Annotated in this window: 18 protein-coding genes and 1 other RNA gene; 15 read left to right on the top strand and 4 right to left on the bottom strand. The window is 65.2% G+C overall.

Translation table 11 applies throughout. The annotated features are described in order from the left end of the window. From GFD18_RS08465 to GFD18_RS08435, 7 genes are all read left to right on the top strand, one after another. A partial coding sequence (locus GFD18_RS08465; protein ID WP_163228271.1) for a DNA translocase FtsK occupies window positions 1-2,177 on the top strand: 2,177 nt, incomplete at its 5' end. A gap of 121 nt (window positions 2,178-2,298) precedes the next feature. Next, entirely contained in the window at window positions 2,299-2,943 is a 645-nt protein-coding gene (gene pgsA, locus GFD18_RS08460; protein WP_163199352.1) for a CDP-diacylglycerol--glycerol-3-phosphate 3-phosphatidyltransferase, read from the top strand. A gap of 97 nt (window positions 2,944-3,040) precedes the next feature. Next, window positions 3,041-3,604 carry a CinA family protein gene (locus tag GFD18_RS08455; protein ID WP_404801620.1) on the top strand — a complete coding sequence of 188 codons (564 nt, stop codon included), beginning with the start codon at window positions 3,041-3,043 and terminating at the stop codon, window positions 3,602-3,604. Between the two features lie 124 nt (window positions 3,605-3,728). After that, the gene (locus GFD18_RS08450; RefSeq protein ID WP_163199355.1) at window positions 3,729-4,259 is read left to right on the top strand and encodes a helix-turn-helix domain-containing protein; all 531 of its coding nucleotides are present in this window, start codon (window positions 3,729-3,731) and stop codon (window positions 4,257-4,259) included. Window positions 4,260-4,270: 11 nt separating this feature from the next. Further along, window positions 4,271-4,513: a DUF3046 domain-containing protein gene (locus GFD18_RS08445; RefSeq protein ID WP_163199357.1), complete on the top strand. Its 243-nt coding sequence runs from the start codon at window positions 4,271-4,273 to the stop codon at window positions 4,511-4,513. Window positions 4,514-4,711: 198 nt separating this feature from the next. Further along, on the top strand, window positions 4,712-5,827 hold the full coding sequence (gene recA, locus GFD18_RS08440; RefSeq protein ID WP_163199359.1) for a recombinase RecA: 1,116 nt from the start codon (window positions 4,712-4,714) through the stop codon (window positions 5,825-5,827). 188 nt (window positions 5,828-6,015) lie between these two features. Then, window positions 6,016-6,576 (top strand): regulatory protein RecX, encoded by a 561-nt coding sequence (locus GFD18_RS08435; protein WP_225433003.1) that lies wholly within the window; start codon window positions 6,016-6,018, stop codon window positions 6,574-6,576. 134 nt (window positions 6,577-6,710) lie between these two features. Here GFD18_RS08435 and rnpB read toward each other — a convergent pair. Next, an RNA gene (rnpB, locus tag GFD18_RS08430) (RNase P RNA component class A) lies at window positions 6,711-7,074 on the bottom strand. A gap of 155 nt (window positions 7,075-7,229) precedes the next feature. Between rnpB and hpf the strand changes: the two genes are divergently transcribed. From hpf to GFD18_RS08410, 4 genes are all read left to right on the top strand, one after another. Continuing rightward, window positions 7,230-7,892: a ribosome hibernation-promoting factor, HPF/YfiA family gene (hpf, locus tag GFD18_RS08425; RefSeq protein WP_100511368.1), complete on the top strand. Its 663-nt coding sequence runs from the start codon at window positions 7,230-7,232 to the stop codon at window positions 7,890-7,892. Between the two features lie 236 nt (window positions 7,893-8,128). Further along, window positions 8,129-11,044, top strand: coding sequence for a preprotein translocase subunit SecA (gene secA / locus GFD18_RS08420; RefSeq protein WP_163199363.1), 2,916 nt, complete (start codon window positions 8,129-8,131; stop codon window positions 11,042-11,044). A gap of 174 nt (window positions 11,045-11,218) precedes the next feature. After that, window positions 11,219-12,271: an anthranilate phosphoribosyltransferase gene (trpD, locus tag GFD18_RS08415; protein ID WP_163199365.1), complete on the top strand. Its 1,053-nt coding sequence runs from the start codon at window positions 11,219-11,221 to the stop codon at window positions 12,269-12,271. Between the two features lie 258 nt (window positions 12,272-12,529). Next, entirely contained in the window at window positions 12,530-13,483 is a 954-nt protein-coding gene (locus tag GFD18_RS08410) for an ROK family glucokinase (protein WP_163199367.1), read from the top strand. A 156-nt stretch (window positions 13,484-13,639) separates the two neighbouring features. On the opposite strand, the gene GFD18_RS08405 is transcribed toward GFD18_RS08410, so the two are convergent. Next, a complete protein-coding gene (locus GFD18_RS08405; RefSeq protein ID WP_225433002.1) occupies window positions 13,640-14,116 on the bottom strand; it encodes a hypothetical protein in 477 nt (158 codons plus the stop codon). A gap of 117 nt (window positions 14,117-14,233) precedes the next feature. On the opposite strand from GFD18_RS08405, the gene GFD18_RS08400 reads away from it, so the two are divergent. Beyond that, window positions 14,234-14,929, top strand: coding sequence for a lysophospholipid acyltransferase family protein (locus GFD18_RS08400; RefSeq protein WP_163199371.1), 696 nt, complete (start codon window positions 14,234-14,236; stop codon window positions 14,927-14,929). Between the two features lie 95 nt (window positions 14,930-15,024). Here the strand turns inward: GFD18_RS08400 and GFD18_RS08395 are convergent, their stop codons facing one another. After that, a complete protein-coding gene (locus GFD18_RS08395; RefSeq protein ID WP_163199373.1) occupies window positions 15,025-17,037 on the bottom strand; it encodes a protein kinase domain-containing protein in 2,013 nt (670 codons plus the stop codon). Window positions 17,038-17,054: 17 nt separating this feature from the next. After that, complete coding sequence (locus tag GFD18_RS08390; RefSeq protein ID WP_404801623.1) at window positions 17,055-18,245, bottom strand: polyprenyl synthetase family protein; 1,191 nt, start codon at window positions 18,243-18,245, stop codon at window positions 17,055-17,057. A 218-nt stretch (window positions 18,246-18,463) separates the two neighbouring features. Between GFD18_RS08390 and GFD18_RS08385 the strand changes: the two genes are divergently transcribed. The 3 genes from GFD18_RS08385 to GFD18_RS08375 all read left to right on the top strand — a co-directional run bounded on the left by GFD18_RS08385 (window position 18,464) and on the right by GFD18_RS08375 (window position 23,049). Further along, entirely contained in the window at window positions 18,464-19,150 is a 687-nt protein-coding gene (locus GFD18_RS08385; RefSeq protein ID WP_163199375.1) for a DUF4192 domain-containing protein, read from the top strand. Window positions 19,151-19,253: 103 nt separating this feature from the next. Further along, a complete protein-coding gene (locus tag GFD18_RS08380; RefSeq protein WP_404801622.1) occupies window positions 19,254-20,675 on the top strand; it encodes an RNA polymerase sigma factor in 1,422 nt (473 codons plus the stop codon). Between the two features lie 124 nt (window positions 20,676-20,799). Continuing rightward, on the top strand, window positions 20,800-23,049 hold the full coding sequence (locus GFD18_RS08375) for a DNA gyrase/topoisomerase IV subunit B (RefSeq protein WP_163199379.1): 2,250 nt from the start codon (window positions 20,800-20,802) through the stop codon (window positions 23,047-23,049). The last annotated feature ends 32 nt before the right edge of the window (window positions 23,050-23,081 follow it).

Raw genomic sequence — 23,081 nt, 5'->3', positions numbered from 1 at the left:
TAACCCGCACCCATGTGGCCGAGATACCCCAGCGCGTCAACGACCTCGTGGCCGGCGTCACCGGCGTGCGCGGGGACAAGGACAGCGATGCCGGGCACGGCGACTTCCCCAACGAGGTTCGTGTCGGCGACGACACCATGGCCTTCGCCGAAGGCGTCCCCGCGCACGACGGCTCCGATGGGGAATCCGGGGAGAACATTCCGTGGTGGCGTCGCCTGTTCCTCCGGTACCGGGGAAATGACGGGCGCGAGGACGGCAAGCTCGACGAGTACGCGGCCGACCGCGCCTTCGACAAGGCGGCAAGCACGCATGGCCAGACCGCCGAGACCTCGCTGGTCGACCGGCGCGACGACCTGCCCCCGCACCAGCCCCGCGCCGTCGTCTCGAACGCGTCCGTGGTGCCTCCGACCATGCCGATGACCACGTCCTCCACGTCCATGCCCGTAGTGGCGGACCCCTGGGCGACCGCCATCATGCCCACGGACGGCGGCGCCATGCCCGCCGCCTCCCGCTCCGGGACGGCCGGCGACGGGGGAGCCTCCCCGGCCGTGGACTCCCCGTCGTCGGGGGCGTCCGTGCCCGCGGCGCCGTCGGCATCCGCCCCCTCGGCCGTTTCCCCCGCGGCGCCCATCCCTCCCGCCGACGGCGAATACCATCTTCCCGATCTGGAACTGCTCAAGCACGGCAAGCCCCACGCCGCCAGAACGCCGGCGAACGACAAGGTCATCGCCGCGCTACGCGACACCTTCGAGCAGTTCAAGGTCGACGCCCAGGTCGTGGGATTCCTGCGAGGACCCTCCGTCACCCAGTACGAGGTGGAGCTTGGTCCCGGGGTCAAGGTCGAGAAGGTCACCAATCTGCGGCGCAACATCGCCTACGCCGTGGCAAGCTCCGACGTGCGCATCCTGTCCCCGATCCCGGGCAAGTCGGCCATCGGCATCGAGATCCCGAACATCGACCGCGAGATCGTGCATCTCGGCGACGTGCTGCGCTCCGACAAGGCGAGGGGGGACCATAACCCCATGCTCGCCGGCGTGGGCAAGGACGTCGAAGGCCATTTCGTCACCGCCGACCTCACCAAGATGCCGCACCTGCTGGTGGCCGGCGCCACCGGCTCCGGCAAATCCAGCTTCATCAACTCGATGCTGACCTCCATCATCATGCGTGCCACGCCCGAGCAGGTACGTCTCATCATGGTCGACCCCAAGCGCGTGGAGCTTTCCGCCTATGCGGGCATCCCCCATCTGCTCACGCCCATCATCACCGATCCGAAGAAGGCCGCGCAGGCGCTTGAATGGGTCGTCAAGGAGATGGACTCCCGCTACGACGACCTGCAGTACTTCGGATTCCGCCACGTCAAGGACTTCAACGAGGCCGTCCGGGCCGGCAAGGTCCATGCGCCCGAGGGATCGAACCGCAAGGTCGCGCCGTATCCGTACCTGCTGGTGGTCGTCGACGAGATGGCCGACCTCATGATGGTCGCCAAGAACGATGTGGAAAGCTCCATCCAGCGCATAACCCAGCTCGCGCGAGCGGCCGGCGTGCATCTGGTGCTCGCCACGCAGCGTCCGTCCGTGGACGTCGTCACCGGCCTCATCAAGGCGAACATCCCCTCCAGGCTCGCGTTCGCCACGTCGTCGGCCACCGATTCCCGCGTCATCCTCGACACCACGGGCGCCGAAAGCCTCATCGGCCAGGGCGACGCGCTGTTCCTGCCGATGGGCAGCGCCAAGCCGTTGCGCGTGCAGGGCTCGTGGGTCTCCGAATCCGAAATCCGAGACGCGGTCGATTTCGTCAAGACCCAGCGCAAGCCGCACTACCGCGAGGATATCGAGCAGATGGCCAAGGACGCCGACAAAAGCGCCGTCGAACCGGACGAGGAGATCGGCGGCGACATGGATGTCCTGCTGCAGGCCGCGGAGCTCGTGGTCTCCTCGCAGTTCGGCTCGACGTCCATGCTGCAAAGGAAGCTCCGCGTCGGATTCGCCAAGGCCGGCCGTCTCATGGACCTGCTCGAGTCGCGAGGCGTGGTCGGACCGTCCGAGGGATCGAAGGCCAGGGAGGTGCTGGTCCAGCCGCAGGACCTGCCCCAGGTGCTGGCGTTCATCAAGGGGGAGACCTCGTCGCTGACGCCGTCGGCCCCATCTGCGTCGGCCTCGGGGCCGGGCGCCGAATAGTCGCCGGGCCGTTCGCCAAGGCCTCCCGTCGAAGTCATGGTATGGCCATGCGGTACGCTTGGAAACCGCATAACGGTGTTCAGGATAAGCGGCCGCGCGTATGCGCGGCAAGGAGTATTTGATGTCCGAGAGCAATGATTCGGAAAACGTGAGGCACTCGCTTCTGGAAGGATGGAACACGCCGGCGAATCTCGTCACCTTCGCGCGCATCATCCTCGTGGTGGTGTACATCGCGCTGACGGTGCTGGCCGGTCCTGAAGGGCGCGGCGACCTGACGCTGCGATGGATCGCCGCAGTGCTGTTCATAGTGGCGGCAAGCACCGATAAGATCGACGGCTACCTCGCCCGTTCCCGCAACGAGGTCACCGAGCTCGGTAAGCTGATGGATCCCATCGCCGACAAACTGCTCATGTGCTCGGCCCTGGTCATCTTCGCCGCATTCGGCGAATTCGCGTGGGCGTGGCTGATCACCATCCTGTTCCTGATCCGTGAGATCGGCATCACCGTCATGAGGTTCTTCGTGATGGAGCGTCCCGGCGGCAAGGTCATCGCCGCCGCGTGGCCGGGCAAGCTCAAGACGGTGTTCCAGTCCATCTCGCTGTCCATGTTCATGGTGCCGATGTGGTCGTTGTCCGGGGTCATCGCTCCCGGCGTCGACTGGACGGCATGGTACTACGGCCTTTCCTATGTGCTGCTGCTTGTGGCGCTGGTATTGTGCCTGTACTCGGGCTGTGTCTATCTGAGAAACACGTTCGGACGGCGCTGATCGTCCGTCCATGACCGTCGCCGCGTCGGATGACGCGGCGATTTGCGTATCCGTCGTCCTGCGGCGCCGGATACGCCGCAGAAGGAGGGGAAGACCATTGACTGATCGCGGCAACGAGGCGTCGCGCGACTACCATGCCGCCAGGGTTCTGGCGCTGTGCGAGCATCGGGGGCTGTTCATAGCATGTGCCGAATCGCTGACCGGGGGACTGCTCGCCGACGCGTTCGTGAGGGTCCCCGGCGCCTCCAAGGTGTTCCTCGGGTCGGCGGTGACATACGACATCCACGCCAAGGCCGGCGTGCTGGGCGTCGACGAGCGGCTGCTGGACGCCGAGGGGACGGTGCATCCCGAGGTCGCCCGGCAGATGGCAAGGGGCACGGCGAAGCTGTATCGCACGCGCCCCGAATATCGCGGACGCGTGATCGGACTGTCGACCACCGGGGTGGCCGGCCCCGGGCCGGACGGCGGCAAGCCCGCCGGTCTGGTGTATATCGGCCTGTGCGTGCCGACGGATGTGAGGCGTTGCGGATACGTGCTCGAATCGCGGAAGCTGCGTCTTCATGGCGCCCGCGAGGACGTTCGGCGGGCCACGGTCGACAAAGTAATCGCGGCGCTGCTGGAACGGCTGGACGGCACCGGTTGCGACGATGCGTGCGTGTAGCACATCAAGTCGTTCCTGTTGTGAAGTGTGTCACATTTGCATCGCATAGCGGAATAAACGGAAGCCGGTCCGGTTGAAGCATGTAGGGAAACGAGGAACGTTAGGGTTGGACAAAGGAGCGAATATGACGGCTACGGCAACGCGATACGACAATGAGACGAAGACGGTCGAGCGGGCCGCGGTGGCCATGCCCGACGGCAAGGCCATGGCGCGCAACCTCACGCCGGCGCAGAAGCGTGCGGTGGCGTTCGCGCAGCAGCAGATTCTCCGTGCGAGGGCGGCCCGCAAGGCCAAGGACGACCGTCAGGCGGCGCTGAGCCGCATGTGGGCGAACGCCGACCGTGAGGACGGCGTCGCCGACATGGCCAATGAGGCCGAGCGCACGCGCGTGGTCTCGGGGGACGAAGGCCAGATCTCGCTGCGCAAGGTGATCGGCGAGGTGCTGCGCTCGCTGCGCACCAAGGACCACAAGACCCTGCGCGAGGTCAGCGGCAAGGCCGGGGTATCGCTCGGCTACCTCTCCGAAGTGGAGCGCGGGCAGAAGGAGGCCAGCTCGGAACTGCTGGTATCCATCACACAGGCCCTCGGCGTGAGGCTCTCCGACATGCTGGTCATGGTCGCCGACCGCGTGCGCGAGGTTGAGGCCAACGACTAGTTTCGTCTGCTGTGCAGGAACGAGAATTTTGGCAGCTGCTGGAGGAGGTGTTCGGCCGGTCCTACGGCCGGAGCCTCTCCCGTGATCAGAGTCTGGATGCGCTGGATTCCATGACCGTCGTCGAGGCGCTTGACGCCGGCGTCGAGCCGCGCGTGGTATGGAACGTGTTGTGCGACCATATGGATGTCCCCGATGCCCGCCGATGGGGGAGCGGGCACAACGCCCCGCCCATGCCGCCGAAGTCATGGCGGTGATTTTCGGCGTGTCGCATCTCTTCGAACAAATGTTCGAGTATAGTTGCTTTCGGAGATAGCGGGATGTTGCGCGCAATGCAACATTGATCATGTTCGATTAAGGGTGGTACGTTTTTCCACATTCTCCGCACGACTGGCATTCGCCATGCATGCGGGCCTACCGTGGAAGTCCGGGTACACCGACGCAAGGAGCAAGTGATGGCACAGCAGAAGAAGCAGCAGGATTCCCCCGAACAGCTCGCCGCACGAAGGCAGGCGGCGCTGAACACCGCGCTTGCGCAGGTCGAGAAGAGCTTCGGCAAGGGATCGGCGATGCGACTGGGCGACAAGCCCGTGCAGACCGTCGAGGTCATTCCCACCGGGTCGTTGGCGCTTGACATGGCGCTGGGCATCGGCGGTCTTCCCAAGGGCAGGATCGTCGAGGTCTACGGTCCCGAATCATCCGGAAAGACGACCCTCGCTTTGCATGTCGTGGCCAACGCCCAGAAGAAGGGCGGCGTGGCGGCGTTCATCGACGCCGAACATGCGCTCGACCCCGAATATGCCCGCAAGCTCGGCGTCGACACCGATTCCCTGATCGTCTCCCAGCCCGACAACGGCGAGCAGGCGCTGGAGATCGCCGACATGCTCATCCGTTCGGGCGCGCTCGACATCATCGTCATCGATTCCGTCGCGGCGCTGGTGCCCAAGGCGGAGATCGAGGGAGACATGGGCGACAGCCATGTCGGCCTGCAGGCCAGGCTGATGAGCCAGGCGCTGCGTAAGATGACCGGCGCGCTCGCACAGGCCGGCACCACCGCCATCTTCATCAACCAGCTGCGTGAGAAGATTGGCGTGTTCTTCGGATCCCCGGAGACCACGACCGGCGGCAAGGCACTGAAGTTCTATGCATCGGTCCGTCTCGACATCCGACGGATCCAGACATTGAAGAACGGCGACGAGGCCGTCGGCAACCGCACGAAGGTCAAGGTCGTGAAGAACAAGATGGCGCCGCCGTTCAAGACGGCCGAATTCGACGTGCTGTACGGCGAGGGCATTTCTCGCGAGGGCTCGGTGCTCGATATGGCCCTGCAGAGCGACATCGTCAGAAAGTCCGGCTCCTGGTTCACCTACGATGGCGACCAGCTGGGGCAGGGGCGCGAGAAGGTCCGCCAGTTCCTCAAGGACAACCCTGCCCTCACCGACGAGATCGAGCACAAGGTCAAGGTCGCGTTCGGTGTGGAGAAACCGGATCCCGATGAGGCGGGCGATGCCGTCGGCGCCTCGGGAGCCGCCGATGCCTCTGCGGATGCGGCGGAGGATGCCAAGGCATGATATCCGCGGAGGTGTTTCTTCGCTCCCATCCCGTACGCCCCTATCCCTCCGCGGAGAGCCCGTCGGACGGCGGGCCTGCGGAGGGCATATGCGTTGAGGGCATGTCCGCGGATGCCTCCGACGGTGAGACGGCGGAGACCGCGCATTCCGCTTCATCCGCCTCTCGCCGGCGAGACAAGGGGCAGCGGATGGGCAGAAGGCCGAGGCGCGGGGGATTCGGCACGAACGGTCGGGTCTCGGGAGCCGATGGCCCGCAGGACCCGACCGATGAGGACGCCTGTCGAGAGGCCGCGCTGACCCTGCTGGACTATGCGTCGCGATCCTCCGGCGCCCTTGCCGAACGCCTTGGGCTGAAGGGTTACGATGCCGAGGTCATTGATATTGTCGTCGGCCGGCTTACCGAGCTTGGCCTCATCGACGACGAGGCCTATGCGGCTTCCGCGGTGCGCTACTGCATTGCACGCCAGATGGGCCGCTCCGGAACCTTGCGGGAGCTTTCCCGCAAAGGGGTGGGCAGACAGATCGCATCCCGGGCCGTGGCCGAGGCCGACGGGCGGGGTGAGTTCGTGGAATCCGCATATGAGCTTGGCCGCAAAGTGGCCGCGAGGACCCGAGGATTGGATATGCGGAAGCGACGACAGCGTCTATGGGGTGCCGGCAGCCGTAAGGGCCACGATCCCGACCTGATTCGCCAGGTGGCCGACGAGCTGTTCGTGGAGGGCGCGGACGATGTGGACGGCATGGACTGACCGACGGCTCGTCAATTGACCGACGGTCCGTTGCCTGAATTCAAATGGCCGGAATCGTCCGGAACCCCGTGGATTCGGCATCGCCGTGATTCACGGGGAATGTGCGTGCGATTCGCGGGGAAGAACGGAAAGAAAAAATGAGACCCCCGGTACCCCGGGTTCTGTCGTATGGAAGAACCATACGGATGACCATCCATCTCGACCTGACGTTGCCGTCAGGCTCCAGCAGCCTACCCGAAGGCACGGGCGAGCAGCCCTTGACGCCTTCTGCTTGGCCTTGCTCCCGATGAGGCTTGCCATGCGACTTCCGTTACCGGTCGTCCGGTGGTCTCTTACACCGCCGTTTCACCCTTACCCGGCTGGGCCGGGCGGTCTGTTCTCTGTTGCGCTATCTCTCAGGTCGCCCTGGGCGGACGTTATCCGCCATCGTGCTCTGTGGAGCCCGGAAGTTCCTCAGCCCGTGCGATATCGCCGGACCGCGGTCATCTGGGGGTCTCGATGGATAACCATAGCAGTTATGGTGAACACGAGTTTTCATATCGCTGAATTCCACAAAAATACGACAACGTCGGCTAGAATCGGAAGTAGCTTTTCGGCGAGGTTGCCGATTGGTGTCCACAGCGGTGGCAAACCGCTTGATAAAGGAGGTCCACATGGAAATCGTCGTTACCGGGCGTCACACTCAGATCAAGCAGCGGTTCCGTGATGTCGTCGAAAACAAGATGAATCGTGTGACCGCAATTGCTCCAGACGCGCAGCGTGCTCAGATTGTGGTGACGCATGAGGGAAATCCCCGTCAGGCGGATACCGCGAAGCGAGTCGAGATCACGGTCATCGCAGGCCGTACCGTGGTGCGTGCGGAGGCCTCCAGCGCCGACGAGTTCAGCGCGCTGGATCTGGCGCTGGACAAGCTCACGCTGCGTCTGCGTCGTTCGAGGGACCGCCGCAAGGACCACCGTCGCGGCTACACGAACCCCCAGCCGGTCGACCTCGGCGTCGTCGAGCCGCCGGCCGTGGAGGAGCCCGCCGTCGACGAGCCGAGCAACAGCCCGGCCGATGCCGTCGCCGGCGACCTCGGTCCCGGTGAATCGGTGGAGGTCCAGGTCGGCGACACCCCGATCGTCATCCGTCGCAAGCTGCACATCGCCGAGCCGATGAGCATCGACGAGGCCCTGTACGAGATGGAGCTCATCGGACATGACTTCTTCCTGTTCGTGAACAAGGAGACCGGACGCCCGTCCGTCGTCTACCACCGTCACGGCTGGAGCTACGGCGTGTTCGAGATCGATACCCCGGAGAACGTCAAGAAGGACTGACCCGGTCGACGCCGAACCGTCGCACATGTCATATGCATGAACAGGATGCCCTCGGAAAACCCGAGGGCATCCTCGTATATGCGGGTGCCGGACCTGGCCCGGCACCCGCCGTCTTTTCGATAAAAACAGCGCATAATCATTGAAATTCACCGCAATCGCGTACTATGTATACTGTTTGTGCCTGAACAGGGTTGTCGTTCGGGCCGAAGGCAACGTCATAGTTGAGGAGATAACTCGTGGTAAACGTTCTGGACAAGGTCCTGCGTATCGGCGAAGGGCACCAGCTTCGCAAGCTTCAGTCCGTGGCGGAGGCGACCAACGCCTTGGAGGACACCATCTCCGCCCTGTCCGACGAGGATTTGAAAGGGCAGACCGCCAAGTTCAAGCAGCGTATCGAGAACGGTGAAAGCCTCGACAAGATCATGCCGGAGGCGTTCGCCACGGTGCGTGAGGCGTCCAAGCGCACGCTCGGCATGCGTCACTTCGACGTGCAGCTCATGGGCGGCGCCGCCCTGCATTGGGGCAACATCGCCGAGATGAAGACCGGTGAGGGCAAGACCCTGGTCGCCACCCTGCCGAGCTACCTCAACGCGCTCGAGGGCAAGGGCGTCCATGTCGTCACCGTCAACGACTACCTCGCCAGCTACCAGAGCGACCTGATGGGCCGTGTGTTCCGTTTCCTGGGCATGACCACCGGCTGCATCATCACCGACCAGAAGCCGGCGGAGCGACGCAAGCAGTACGCGGCCGACGTCACCTACGGCACCAACAACGAGTTCGGCTTCGACTACCTGCGCGACAACATGGCCTGGGAGAAGTCCGATCTGGTGCAGCGCGAGCACCACTTCGCCATCGTCGACGAGGTCGATTCCATCCTCATCGACGAGGCCCGAACCCCGCTCATCATCTCCGGTCCGGCCGAAGGCGACGTGACGCGCTGGTACCGTCAGTTCGCCAAGCTGGTGCCGAAGCTCAAGCGAGACGAGGACTACGAGGTCGACGAGAAGAAGAAGGTCGTCGGCATCCTCGACCCGGGCATCACCAAGGTGGAGGACTACCTGGGCATCGACAACCTGTACGAGCCGAGCAACACCGCGTTGATCGGATATCTGAACAACGCCATCAAGGCCAAGGAGCTGTTCCTGCGCGACAAGGACTACGTGGTGCAGGGCGGCGAGGTGCTCATCGTCGACGAGCACACGGGCCGCATGCTGCCCGGCCGCCGTTACAACGAGGGCCTGCACCAGGCCATCGAGGCGAAGGAGGGCGTCGAGGTCAAGGCCGAGAACCAGACCTTCGCCACGATCACGCTGCAGAACTACTTCCGCATGTACGACAAGCTCGCCGGCATGACCGGTACCGCCGAAACCGAGGCCGCCGAGTTCATGAACACGTACAAGCTCGGCGTACTGCCGATTCCGACGAACCGTCCGATGATCCGTCAGGACAAGGACGACCTCATCTACCGCACCAAGAAGGAGAAGCTGACCGCCATCGTCAAGGACGTGGCCAAGCGTCACGCCAAGGGCCAGCCGGTGCTGCTCGGCACCGCCTCCGTCGAGTCCTCCGAGGTCGTCTCCTCGCTGCTCGACGTCGCAGGCATCCCCCATCAGGTGCTCAACGCCAAGCAGCACGCCAAGGAAGCCGCCGTCGTGGCCGTGGCCGGCCGCAAGGGCGCCGTCACCGTGGCCACCAACATGGCCGGTCGAGGCACCGACATCATGCTGGGCGGCAACGTCGAGTTCCTTGCCGACCAGAAGCTCAAGGCCCAGGGCTATTCCTCCGAGGACACCCCCGAGGAATACGAGAGGCTGTGGCCCGAGACCCTGGCCGCCGTCAAGGCCCAGGTCAAGGACGAGCATGAGGAAGTGAAGAAGCTCGGCGGCCTGTACGTGCTGGGCACCGAGCGTCATGAGTCCCGTCGAATCGACAACCAGCTTCGCGGACGTTCCGGCCGCCAGGGAGATCCCGGCGAGTCCCGCTTCTACCTGTCGCTCGAGGACAACCTCATGCGCCTGTTCAACACGCAGCTCGTCGCCCGCGTGATGGCCAAGGGCATGCCCACGGGCGAGCCCATCGAGTCCAAGAGCGTCTCCAAGGGCGTGCGCAACGCGCAGAAGGCCGTGGAGTCCCGCAACTTCGAAATCCGCAAGAACGTGCTCAAGTACGACGACGTGATGAACAAGCAGCGTACCGTGGTGTACGCCGAGCGTCAGGCCGTGCTCAAGGGCGAGAACATCGACGAGGACATCAAGCGCTTCCTGTCCGACACCGTCGCCTCGTACATCAAGGGCGCCACCCGCGGCAGCGACAAGCCCGCCGAGTGGGACCTCGAGGGCCTGTGGAAGGCCCTCGGCCAGATGTATCCGATCTCGCTCGATCTCGAGGACGTGAAGAAGGAGCTCGATGGCCTCAAGGCGGAGAAGGCCTCCGCCAAGCTGCGCGAGCTCATCGTCGAGGACGCCGAGGCCAAGTACGCCGAACTCGAGAAGGTGGCCGGCTCCGACGCCATGCGCCAGCTCGAGCGTCGCGTGGTGCTCGCCGTGCTCGACCGCAAGTGGCGCGAGCACCTCTACGAGATGGACTACCTCAAGGACGGCATCGGCCTGCGCGGCATGGGCCAGCGCGATCCGCTCACCGAGTACCAGCGCGAAGGCTACCAGATGTACAACTCCATGGTGGAGGGCATCAAGGAGGAATCCATCCAGCTGCTGTTCCATGTGGACATCCAGCAGGTGGCCCGCACCGAGGACCTGAGCACCGAGTCCGACGAGGACCAGGCCGTGGCCGAGGCCACCCAGCAACTGTCCGAGGATGCCGACAAGCCGGCCGCCGACGAACTCGAGACCTCCGCCCCCGCTGATCCCGACACCGAGGACGAGGACGCCGACGAGGCCGAGGCCGCCGAAACCGATGAGGCCGACGAAGTGACGCAGGACAAAGCCGTGAAGACCGAGATGGGCAGTGTGACCGGTCCGAAGCCGATCAGCCACGCCGAAGGCAAGGTCCCCGCGTCGAAGCGTCCGAAGAGCGAGGAGCTTCACGCCCCCGAGGCCGACGGCCGCACCTTCCCCGGAACCGGCAGGAACGCGCCGTGCCCCTGCGGCTCCGGCAAGAAGTACAAGCTGTGCCATGGCAAGAACGAGAAGTGACGGTGATGCGCCGACCATGATTGGCGCATAGCGCCAGGCGCCCTGCGGAGGATTTCGCAGGGCGCCTTTTTCGTATAGTGGGATATTTCGTCCGGCGCCGGGACGGCGTAATGACGACTCGCTACAATGGCAGCGAATCTACAGTAGGCGATTTTCTCGCCAAGGAGGAATATCATGGCCGAGCCATTCACGTGGAAATCAGTGCTGAACAAGCTGGTGCAGGGGGAGCACCTGACCGCCGCGGAAAGTGAGTGGTATGTCGACGATCTCATGAAGGGACAGGCCAACGCCGCCGCCGTGGGTGCCGTTCTGGGCATGCAGCAGCAGCTGGGCCTGACCGCCGACGAAGTGGCCGGCGCGGCCAAGGCCATGGTGTCGCACGCCGTGCCGCTCGACGTCTCCGGAGAGACCACCGACATCGTCGGTACCGGCGGCGACGGCTTCGCCACGGTCAACCTGTCCACCATGGGCTCGGTCGCCGCGGCCGCGGCCGGGGTCAAGATCGTCAAGCACGGCAACCGCGCCGCCTCGTCGAAGTGCGGTGCCGCCGACGTGCTTGAAACGCTCGGACTGCCGCTGGACCTGACACCTCAGGCCGTTGGCGAGGTGGGCGACGAGGTGGGCATCACCTTCGCGTTCGCCCGCACCTTCCATCCGGCCATGCGCTTCGTCGGCCCGATTCGCGCCGCGCTCGGCATCCCGTGCGTATTCAACGTGCTGGGCCCCCTGACCAATCCGGCCAGGCCCGCCCATGTGGCCATCGGCTGCGCCAAGCGTGAGGTCAGCCCGATCATGGCCGCCGTGTACGCCGCCAACGGCCAGAGCGGCATGGTCTATACCTCGCACGAGGGCATGGATGAGCTGGCACCCACCGGTCCGGTCTCCGTCTGGGAGATCCGCGACGGCAAGGTCTCCGAGACCGAATTCGATCCGACCGTCGAACTGGGACTTGCCAAGATCGACGTCGCCGACCTGAAGGGCGGCGAGCCCGAGGTCAACGCGGCCGCGTTCCGCGACTTCGTCGACGGCAAGGACATCCCCTCCCGCACCACGGCGTTGCTCAACGCCGCCTCCGCGATCGTGGCGGACGGCCATCTGGTCGGTGACGGCACGCTCGCCGAGCGCTTCCGCGAGGCGTATGCGCTTGCCGAGAAGACGGTCGACTCCGGCAAGGCGGCAGAGCTGCTTGACAAGTGGATTGCCACGGCGACCGCCAAGAAGGCCTGATCGCGCGTTTTCAGGTTGTCGGGAGAGATGACCTCTCCCGATGCTGATACCGGTGTCCCCGCCATCCTTTCTATGGCGGGGACACCGTCGTATATGCGGGAGCCGCCCCGGCCGCCAATAAAATACCAACCGATTGGTAAGGTTATTCGGCGTGTCGTTTCCTCCGCTGGTATCATGGCAGTGTTGAACGTTCTAATTCCTGATGAGAGATGCATCACTGATGAGCGTCATCCTCAGGAGAGGCGATAGGGAGGAACCATGTACACACTGGGTATCGATATCGGCGGCACGAAGATCGCGGGAGCCGTCTGCGACGAAAACGACAAGGTGCTCAGCCAGTGGCGTGTTCCCACGCCGACCGACCCCGACGAGATCAACGACTGCATCCTCGAGATCTACAACGAGGCGCTGAGGCTGCACTCCGACATCCCCACCATGGGCATCTCCGCAGCCGGCAACGTCAAGGCCGATCGCCGCACCATGAGCTTCTCCGCCAACATCGCCAAGTGGATCGACTACCCGCTCGCCGACCGCATCGAGGAACTGACCGACCACAAGTGCAAGGTCGTCGTGGAGAACGACGCCAACTGCGCCGGCTGGGGCGAGTACATCCTCGGTGCCGGTCGCGGCAGCCGCAACATGGTCATGCTCACCGTGGGCACCGGCCTCGGCGGCGCCATCATCATCAACGGCGAACTGTACCGCGGCTCCTTCGGCATGGCAGCCGAGCTCGGCCACCTGCCCATGGTCTCCGACGGCGACTTCTGCGGCTGCGGTCTGCGCGGCTGCGCGGAACGATACACCTCCGGCAACGCGCTGGAGCACTTCGCCCGCTCCGGCATCCGCCGCATGCCGCAGAAGGGCAAGCGTCTGCTCGAGCTGTGCGGCGGCGATGTGAACACGCTGGAGGGCAAGATGGTGTCGCAGGCCGCCCAGGAGGGCGACGAGCTGGCGCTCTACGCCTTCGGCAAGATCGGCGAGTGGCTGGGACGTACCATGGCCGCCATCGCCGCGGTCATCGACCCGGACCTCTTCGTCATCGGCGGCGGCGTCGTCTCCGTGGGAGACATCCTTCTTGATCCGGCGCGCTACAACTACACCCGCTTCCTGCAGGCCGCGGCCTACCGCGAGCACGCGAAAATCCTGCCCGCGACGGCGGGCGGCGACGCCGGCATGATCGGCGCGGCCGATCTGGCGAGGCGTGAGGCGTAAGGCCGAATCGAAGTCATCGCGTCATGCGGATGCATGGCATCCGCCGCTCAGGGCCGCAGCGCGCATCCCCATGCAAAACAGGGGATGCGCGCTGCGGCCCGACGCATATTCAGGCATATCCAGTCGTCTATCGGATGGGAGCCGGCGAATCCCCGGCTATACCCTGGCCCCATCGTCGAACTCGTCGCGTCTGGTCTCACTGTGGCCCCGATGCCGCATGAACAGGCCGCCCGCCCCCAGCAGGGTCAGCACGCCGCCGACGGATCCCGACAGCGCGGAGACGGAGGGGATCAGGACCGAGACAACCAGACACAGCACACCGACCACCGTCATGCCGACGAACAGCGCCGCGGCACGGTTCACCGGACCGAGATCGGGATTCGGGGGTGTGAATGTGGAGTCGTCATCCATCACATCATCGGTGTCGAGCCAGCTGCGTCCTTGGAAATCACGCGGCCCGCGCCCATGGGGCGGCGTGGCGAAGGCGTCGTCCTTCAGGTCGTTGACGTCGAACCGGGCCTTCTTCTCCGCCTTCCTCGCGGCCTTGTCGAACTTCCGGGCGCTGCGCGATCTCGCCACGTCGTTCAGGTCCCCCTCGTGGGAGGCGAGGAAGTCCTCCCACTGCCGGTCCATGTCGGAACCGTCGTTTGGCCCCGTATTTGAAGACGATGCATCGGCGTTGCTATTCTTATTGCCAGTCATATCTATAACTGTAACCATGAGACTGCCGTTTTCCGGCCTGGAGGTATCGTGCTTTACTGGTTCTTCGTCAAGCTGCTTGGCCCGCTGGCCCGTCGGAGGTTCAATCCCACCGTCCGGGGGCTTCACAACATTCCTCGAAAGGGCGGCGCCATCATCGCGGCGAACCATCTGGCCGTGATCGACGACGGCCTGCTTCCCCTGGTCTGCCCGCGCATGATTCACTTCATGGGCAAGGCCGAATACTTCGAAGGCAAGGGAATCAAGGGCAGGTTCAAGAAATGGTGGTTCACCTCGGTCGGCGTGTTCCCCGTCGACCGCTCCGGCGGCTCGAAGTCCCTGGGCGCCATGGAGACCGCCCGCGGCATCCTCGAGGACGGGCATCTCTTCGGCATCCATCCGGAAGGCACCCGCAGCCCGGACGGCCGGCTCTACCGCGGCCACACCGGCGTGGCGCGCCTCGCCTTGGAGACCGGCTGCCCCATCATCCCCACCGCCATCATCGGCACCAGGGAGCTGCAGAAGCCCGGACAGGTCATGCCGGGCAAGGGCAGCACCACCGTGATCTTCGGAGAGCCCATCCCCGTGCAGAAGACCGACACCAGCCGAATGACTCGCGACGAGCTGCACGCCAGGCTGCGCGAGCTGACCGACCGCATGATGCATGTCATCGGCGAGGCCAGCGGTCAGGAATACGTGGACGAATACGCTCAGACGATGAAGAAGAAGCTCGCCGGACAGGCATGATCTCGTAGCTTCCCGATTCGAAAAAGCCCCTGCCGAATCATCGGCCGGGGCTCTTCGTTTTCCTGGAGACGATGCGGACGGCATCCTCCAGGTGATCAGACCACGGTGAGCGTGACGGTCGTGGCGTTGCCCTTCGCGTCCCGTACCCGCACCTGCTTGCCCGGTGCCGGATCCTGCAGACGCACCGTGTGGGTGAGGTTGCCCAACGGGGCGCTGACCTTCACGTTCAGTCCCAGGGCCTTCAGCGTTTTCGTGGCCTCGTCCTGGCTCTTGCCCCGCACATCGGGGACGGTCACCATCTGCGGTCCCTTGGATACGACCAGACTGACCGAATCGCCCCAATGCAGCTGCGTTCCCGCCCTGACGGAGGAGGAGATCACCTTGCCGGCGGCCACCGTGTCGGAATACGTCTCGCTGGTGGTGACCTTCAGGCGAGCCTGCCCGAGCATCGAGATCGCATCGGCCTTCGTCCTGCCGACGACGTCGGGCATGCTCACCGGCATCGGGCCCTTGGACAGCACCACGGTGACCGTGCGGTTGTGGTTGACGGTCGATCCCGGCTCCGGGTCGATGCTGATGATTGCGCCCTCGGGCACATCCATGGAGTATTCATCCTTCGACGTGTCATGCGCGATCGAGGTGAATCCGATCTTCTCCAAGGCCCCGATCGGGTCCTTGCCGTTGGCGGAGCCGGAGTCGGCGATGTCGGCGGGAATGGTCAGCTGCCGCACGCCCTTGGAGATGACGAACGTCATCACATCGTTGTTGCGCTTGCTCACATGATCGCCCACGTTGGACGGGCTGGCCGAGATGATGGTCCCCTTCTTCGCGGTGTCGCTGAACTCCTCCGAGGTCGTGTAGGGGATGCCGGTCACCTTCAGCGTGCGCTCGTAGTCGGCGAATTTCGCACCCTTGATGGAGCACGTCTGGCCCTGCGTGCAGGCCACGTCGTCGGCCGACGGCACGGTCCAGTAGCTTCCGGGGCCGAGATAATACCACCAGGCGAATCCGCCCGCGGCCATGGCGGCCACGGCCGCGACCACGCAGAGGACGATGGCGAGACGCCGGCGCGGCTTGCCGGCGACGGCTTCGGGGGAGCCGGACGTTGCGGTGTCCGTGGCCTCGTCGCCGATGACCTCCGTGGCAAGCGGTGCGGACTCGTCCTCCCGGGCCGCCGGGACGATGCCGGAGACCGGCAGCACGCTTGTCGGCTGCGGTTGCGGTCCGTCGCCGATGCGGTAGGCGAGCTCGGTCGGCGTGAGCGACCGGGAGAAGTCCTGCAGCTCGCGCAGCGCCTGCGTGGCGTCGTCCGGCCTGTCGGAGACCCTTCTGCCGGTCAGGCGCGCTATGAACTCGGAGACGGGCCTCGGCATGCCGGGATGCTGCGCGGACAGGGCGGGAACATCCTCGTGCACATGCTTGAACACCATCGTCACGGGATTGTCCGAAGTGAACGGCACCTCGCCGGCGAGCATCTCCCAGGCCATGATTCCCACGGAGTACAGGTCTCCCTGCGGGGTGGCGAGATTGTCCTCGATCATCTCCGGCGCAAGATACGCGGCCGTGCCCAGCAGCATGCCGGTGGTCGCCAGCGTGGCCTGCGATGCCGCCTTGGCGAGACCGAAATCGGTGATCTGCACACGACCACGGTCGTTGAGCAGAATGTTCTCCGGCTTGATGTCCCGATGCACGACGCCCACGCCATGCGCCGCCGCAAGGCCATCGAGGATCTCCCCGATGATGCGGATCGTCTCGCGCACGCTGAAGGTGCCGACCCGGTTCATCTCATAGCGCAGGTTGACACCATGCACGTACTCCATGACGAGATAGTCCAGACCGTCGTATTCGCCGGTGTCGTAGATCTGCACGATATGGGGGTTCGCGATTGCCGCGGCCGATCGCGCCTCCCGATGGAACCGCTGCACGAACTGGTCCCTATGGGGACCCTGTGCCAGCTGGATATGCATGATCTTGATGGCCACGGAGCGGTCAAGACGGATATCGGTGGCCTGGTAGACGGTGGCCATGCCGCCCTCGGCTATCTTGCGCGTGATTCGATAACGATTGTCGATGATATTGCCGATGGGGGCTCCCGTCACTTCGCTCATGCCTATCATCCTACGATTCAGCGTCGTCCGTCGCGGCTCCCGCCACGCGATGCGGGGGAAATCTCCACGCGAAGGTCCGAGGGGATGAATCGCGAGCATGCCGTAACGAGCGCGGCAAGCCCCCGCTCATCCAGGCCCAACGCGTCGGCGCACGACACGATGCCCTCGTTCGCCTCGTGCCACAGGGCGATGATGCGTTCGCGGGAACGCTCCACCGCCCCGGTGGATACGAACAGGCCGATGATGCGGCGCACGTCGTCGTCGCTGCGGTGCGAGGCCGCGAACCGCCCACGCAGATATGCGGCGTCGTCGGCGTCGGACCCGGCGAGCGCGTCGGCGAGCAGCACGGTCCTCTTGCCTTCGCGGATGTCTCCGCCGACCGGTTTGCCGGTGGACGCGGTGTCCGCGACGACGTCAAGCAGATCGTCGGCGAGCTGGAAGGCGATGCCCAGCGGAGTGCCGATGCGCAGTGCGGCATCATGGCAGACGTCCTCATCCAGGCCTGCGGCGAGCAGCGCCAGTTCGATTGGCGCGATGGTGGTGTAGCTCGCGGTCTTCCAGCGGAAGACCGCGAGCGACCCCTTGGCAAGCGCATCGGGGTCGTCAAGGCCCAGATGCTCCGCCGCGAGGTCAAGTACCTGGCCGACCTCCACATCGCGGTGCATGGCGAGGAACCGGTCCATGATGCGTCCCCGGTTTGGCAGCGTGCCGACGGCGGCGTTGATGATCGACACGCTCGCCGTGGCCATGAGGTCGCCGAGCATGATGCCCAGCCCGCTCCCCAGGGCCCGCGCCCGTGCATCATCGACGTCCTGGAAGCTGCTGCGGGTGAAGGAGCCGAGCGCCCTGTGGGCGGCGGGGCGGCCGCGGCGGACGTCGGCCTCGTCGATGATGTCGTCGTGGATCAGCGCGGCGGTCTGGAACACCTCGATGCCGCAGGCGATGTCGAGCGCGCCGCGTGCGGCCGGGGAATCCGTCCCGGCGGGGCTCGCCGCGTCGAACGCATCGAGCAGCAGGAGCGCCCGAAGCCGTTTGCCGCCCTCCCCGGAGACCAAGGCCTGTTCGGTGACGGCCGGGCCCAGCACATCGTCGGGCATGCCGGTCTCCTGTGCGGAGCAATACAGCCGCGTCAGTTCGGCGATGCGCCGCTCGATGCGGTCGCGGGTCCGTGCGAGCCCGCCATCGGAGGATTCGCGGGCTTGGTGCATGGACGTGTTGGTCAGGTCAGGAACGGTCATACCTATGAGAGTAACGAATCGGTGTTGACAACCGATGCGGCCGCCAACAATCCGCGAAACGTTCCGCCGCCGCGTGTGCCGCACGTCTGTCAACATTATCCGGCGGACCGCGGGCGCAGGGCCGGAATCTGCCATAGTGGCAGGTATGGGACACGACGGGGGAGAGGACGACGACAAAGGAGCCGATGATGGCCAATGACAATAAGACCGACATCAGCGATGTGGGGCTGCATCCCCTTACCGGGCCATACGCCCGCGAGGAGGACCTGCGGGAGCTGAGAATATCCTCGGAGCATATGGACGGCGTCCGCGACTCGTTCCGGCGTCGACGGAGGGCGGAAGGGCCGTCCTCCGTCGACGGGGACTGGGCCCGCGGTCTTATCGGCGCCTGGACGGGCAGACTCGCCGGGGAAATGGACGAGCTGGACACCGACACGGTCGTCGGGCTGTGCGTGGGCATGGGCGAGACGCTGTCCATGCGCGATGCGGTGCTGCTGGCCGTTATGGAGCCGGTGGATGAACGACGACTGGTTGAGCTGGTGGCGAAACCGCGCGACGCACACAGCGTCGGACTCGTCTACGACACCCTGACCACAGGATTCGAGGACGCCTCAGCCGTGCCGAATCCGGAACGATGCCAGCGGGGCGTCGATGCACTCGCGCATATGGTCTGCCGCGTGCCCGTTCCCTACTGCGTGCAGCCGTTGGCGGTGCTGTCGTTCGTGCTGTGGTGGATCGGCAGGGACGAGCAGGCGCTCGCCTGCGCCCTGCATGCGCTCAGCCTCGACGAGCAGTGCATGCTGGCGTCCATCGTCGCCGCCGCGATAGGCCGTGAGGTCCGTCCCGCATGGCGTGAACGGGAGAATCGGGAATAATCGTCCTTGGAACGTGGTTCACTCTATTAGTTGACAATTTGCTCTTGCCATAAGTGCGCTTTCATGCTAGAAGGCGATGGCAGGACGAAGCCAGGAGGACAAGTTGGCAGGCGAGAAGACGACGGCAACGCGTAGAACCACACGTAGTGCGGCGGCGAAGGATGCGACTTCCGGCGAGAACGAGGCGGAGGAGACCACCACCACGGCCGGTGCGAAGAAGCGGACCTCGGCGAAGTCGACACGCAAGTCCTCCGGATCCAAGCGCACCAGGTCGACCTCCGCGAAGAAGCCGGCCAAGAAGACCGCATCGCGCTCCCGCAAGAAGAGCGACGACGACATCGAACTCGACGACGAGCTGCTCGACGACGCCGACGGCGTCGATGAGGACGCGGACCTCGACGGCGACTTCGACGACGTCGACGGCGATATCGCCGACGATGACGACGAGCACGACGGCGAGGACGGCGAATCCTCCGAGGACGAGGAGGAGGCCAAGCCGAAGCCGCCGGAGCAGCCGAAGGAGAAGGGCGCGTTCGTCGTCACCGACCTCGACGACGACGACAACTACACGCCGTCGGGCAACCCGAAGCGACGCGTGATCGCCACCGGCGCCACGGCGGACCCGGTCAAGGACTATCTCAAGCAGATCGGCCGCGTCAGCCTGCTGAACGCCGAACAGGAGGTCGACCTCTCCGAACGCATCGAGGCCGGACTCTACGCGCAGCACCTGCTCGACACCCAGGGCGACGACCTCGACTTCAAGCGCCGCCGCGAACTCAAGTGGGCCGCCAACGACGGCCGCAAGGCCAAGGACCACCTGCTCGAGGCCAACCTGCGACTCGTCGTCTCGCTGGCCAAGCGCTACACCGGCCGCGGCATGCTGTTCCTCGACCTCATCCAGGAAGGCAACCTCGGCCTGATCCGTGCCGTCGAGAAGTTCGACTGGAAGAAGGGCTTCAAGTTCTCCACGTACGCCACCTGGTGGATCCGCCAGGCCATCACGCGAGCCATGGCCGACCAGGCCCGCACCATCCGCGTGCCGGTCCACATGGTGGAGGTCATCAACAAGCTCTCCCGCGTGCAGCGCCAGATGCTGCAGGACCTCGGCCGCGAACCCACGCCGGACGAGCTGGCCCGCGAGCTCGACATGCCGGTCGAAAAGGTGCAGGAGGTGCAGAAGTACGGCCGCGAGCCCATCTCCCTGCACACCCCGCTCGGCGAGGACGGCGACTCCGAGTTCGGCGACCTCATCGAGGACACCGACGCCATCGCCCCCTCCGACGCCGTGGCGTTCTCGCTGCTGCAGGAGCAGTTCAAGCAGGTGCTGGAGACGCTTTCGCCGCGTGAGGCCGGCGTCATCAAGATGCGCTACGGCCTCGAGGACGGCCAGCCCAAGACGCTGGACGACATCGGCCGTGTGTACGGCGTGACCCGTGAACGCATCCGCCAGATCGAGTCCAAGACGATGTCGAAGCTGCGTCACCCGTCGCGTTCGCAGACGCTGCGCGACTTCCTCGATCAGTGATGCTCGACGGTCATGCCATATAGACTGCGGTTCGGCGGATGCCATAGGCATCCGCCGTTCGCGTGATACGGCATGGCATATGGTTCCAAATACATACGTAATCCGATAACGATTGAGTGGGGAAATGGCAGCAACCAAGGAAGACTACGGTGCGAAGGACCTGGCGGTGCTCGAGGGCCTGGACGCGGTGCGCAAGCGTCCGGGCATGTACATCGGCACCACCGACTCACAGGGTCTCATGCACTGCCTGTGGGAGATCATCGACAACTCCGTCGACGAGGCGCTGGCGGGATTCTGCACGAAGATCGTGGTGACGCTGCATACCGACGGGTCCATAACCGTGGCCGACAACGGCCGCGGCATCCCCGTCGACAAGGAGCCGAAGACCGGCCTGACCGGCGTGGAGGTCGTGCTCACCAAGCTGCATGCCGGCGCCAAGTTCGGCAACGCGTCGTACAACGCCGTCGGTGGCCTGCACGGCGTCGGCTCGTCGGTGGTCAATGCGCTGAGCTCTCGTCTCGACGTGGAGGTCGACCGCAACGGCAAGACCTACCGCATGGAGTTCCGTCAGGGGCATCCCGGCGTGTACACGGACGCCGACCCCGAGCATCCCTCACCGGCCTCGCCGTTCAAGAAGACCCGCAAGCGTTCGCCCACCGAACTGCGCGAGGTGGGCGAGGTGCCGAAGAAGACCACGGGCACGCGCATCCGATATTGGGCCGACCCCGAGATCTTCAACTCCACGGCGCGGTTCAGCTACGAGCAGCTCATCGACCGAGTGCGCCAGACCAGCTTCCTCGTGCCGGGCCTGTCCATCACGGTGATCGACGAGAGCATTCCCGAAACCGGCGACGAATCCATCGACGACGTACGCGAGGTGGACGGGCCGGCCGCCGAGGCCGCCGCCGTGCCGGAGGGGGCTGATGCCGCAGCGGCGCCCGCGTCGTCCCAGGAGGCCGTGGACCGGCATATGGAGCGGCGTTCCCACGCCCGCGTCGAGGAGTTCCTCCACACCGGCGGCGTCGTCGACTACGTCGACTTCCTGTCCAAGGGCGAGCCCGTGTGCGACATCTGGCATGTAAGCGGCGAGGGCACCTACCAGGAGGAGACGCAGGTCGTCGGCCCCGGTGGGGACCTGCACGCGCAGATGGTGGAGCGCACCTGCGGCGTCGACATCGCCCTGCGATGGACCAACGACTACGAGACCACCATCCGCAGCTTCGTCAACGTGGTGGAGACCCCGGGCGGCGGCACGCACGTCGACGGCTTCCTCAACGCGCTCACCCGGCAGGTGCGCAAGAACGTGGAGGCCAACGCCCGCAGGCTCAAGGTCAATCTCAAGGACTCCGCCACGAAGGTCGAGCGCGACGACGTGATGACCGGGCTCGTGGCCGTGGTCACGGTGCGCATCGCCGAACCGCAGTTCCAGGGCCAGACCAAGGACGTGCTCGGCACCGCGCAGGTCAAGCCCATCGTCACCAGGCTCACCGACAAGCAGTTCGGCGAGATGATCGCCGGCTCCAAGCGCGGATACAAGGAGCAGTCCGGCCGCGTGCTCGAGAAGATCGTCGGCGAGATGCACGCCCGCATCCAGGCGCGCAAGACCAAGGAGGTCACGCGCCGCAAGAACGCGCTCGAATCCGCCTCCATGCCGTCGAAGCTTTCGGACTGCCAGCCCGGAAACGACGACATCGCCGAACTGTTCATCGTGGAGGGCGACTCCGCGCTGGGCACCGCCAAGGCGGCCCGCAACTCCATGTTCCAGGCGCTGCTGCCTATTCGAGGCAAGATCCTCAACGTGCAGAAGGCATCCGTCTCGCAGATGCTCGCCAACAAGGAATGCGCCTCGATCATCCAGGTCATCGGCGCCGGCTCGGGGGCGACCTTCGACATCTCCCAGGCGCGGTACAACAAGGTCATCATGATGACCGATGCCGATGTCGACGGCGCGCACATCCGCATTCTGCTGCTCACCCTGTTCTACCGGTACATGCGGCCGCTCATCGAGCACGGCCACGTCTACGCGGCCGTGCCGCCCCTGCACCGCATCGCGCTGACCGGCAAGCGCAAGGGCGAGGTCATCTACACGTACTCCGACGACGAGCTGGCCCGCCGCACCGCGCAGCTCAACCGCGACCACATCGGCTTCGACGGCGACATCCAGCGGTACAAGGGTCTAGGCGAAATGGACGCCGACCAGCTGGCCGACACCACCATGGATCCGCGCACGCGCATGCTGCGCCGCATCCGCATGGAGGACGCCGCCGAGGCGTCGGAGATCTTCAGCCTGCTCATGGGCGGCGAGGTCCCGCCGCGCAAACAGTTCATCGTCGACAACGCCGATGACTTCGACCGCGCCAACATCGACGCGTGACCCCGCCCTCCCGGCATCCCCCACGACCGTCC

This window comes from Bifidobacterium saimiriisciurei, assembly GCF_010667655.1.
GTDB lineage: Bacteria > Actinomycetota > Actinomycetes > Actinomycetales > Bifidobacteriaceae > Galliscardovia > Galliscardovia saimiriisciurei.
Note: the sequence above shows the minus strand (reverse complement) of the source record. Positions and strands in the feature narration are given on the sequence as shown.

What these genes read in the sequence shown, in the direction of transcription:
- GFD18_RS08375 (WP_163199379.1), top strand. Translation starts at nt 20,800, where the DNA reads ATGGCAGCAACCAAGGAAGACTACGGTGCGAAGGACCTGGCGGTGCTC.
- GFD18_RS08395 (WP_163199373.1), bottom strand. Translation starts at nt 17,037, where the DNA reads ATGAGCGAAGTGACGGGAGCCCCCATCGGCAATATCATCGACAATCGT.
- trpD (WP_163199365.1), top strand. Translation starts at nt 11,219, where the DNA reads ATGGCCGAGCCATTCACGTGGAAATCAGTGCTGAACAAGCTGGTGCAG.
- hpf (WP_100511368.1), top strand. Translation starts at nt 7,230, where the DNA reads ATGGAAATCGTCGTTACCGGGCGTCACACTCAGATCAAGCAGCGGTTC.
- GFD18_RS08450 (WP_163199355.1), top strand. Translation starts at nt 3,729, where the DNA reads ATGACGGCTACGGCAACGCGATACGACAATGAGACGAAGACGGTCGAG.
- GFD18_RS08435 (WP_225433003.1), top strand. Translation starts at nt 6,016, where the DNA reads ATGGGCAGAAGGCCGAGGCGCGGGGGATTCGGCACGAACGGTCGGGTC.
- pgsA (WP_163199352.1), top strand. Translation starts at nt 2,299, where the DNA reads ATGTCCGAGAGCAATGATTCGGAAAACGTGAGGCACTCGCTTCTGGAA.
- recA (WP_163199359.1), top strand. Translation starts at nt 4,712, where the DNA reads ATGGCACAGCAGAAGAAGCAGCAGGATTCCCCCGAACAGCTCGCCGCA.
- GFD18_RS08385 (WP_163199375.1), top strand. Translation starts at nt 18,464, where the DNA reads ATGGCCAATGACAATAAGACCGACATCAGCGATGTGGGGCTGCATCCC.
- GFD18_RS08410 (WP_163199367.1), top strand. Translation starts at nt 12,530, where the DNA reads ATGTACACACTGGGTATCGATATCGGCGGCACGAAGATCGCGGGAGCC.
- GFD18_RS08390 (WP_404801623.1), bottom strand. Translation starts at nt 18,245, where the DNA reads ATGCACCAAGCCCGCGAATCCTCCGATGGCGGGCTCGCACGGACCCGC.
- GFD18_RS08405 (WP_225433002.1), bottom strand. Translation starts at nt 14,116, where the DNA reads ATGGACCGGCAGTGGGAGGACTTCCTCGCCTCCCACGAGGGGGACCTG.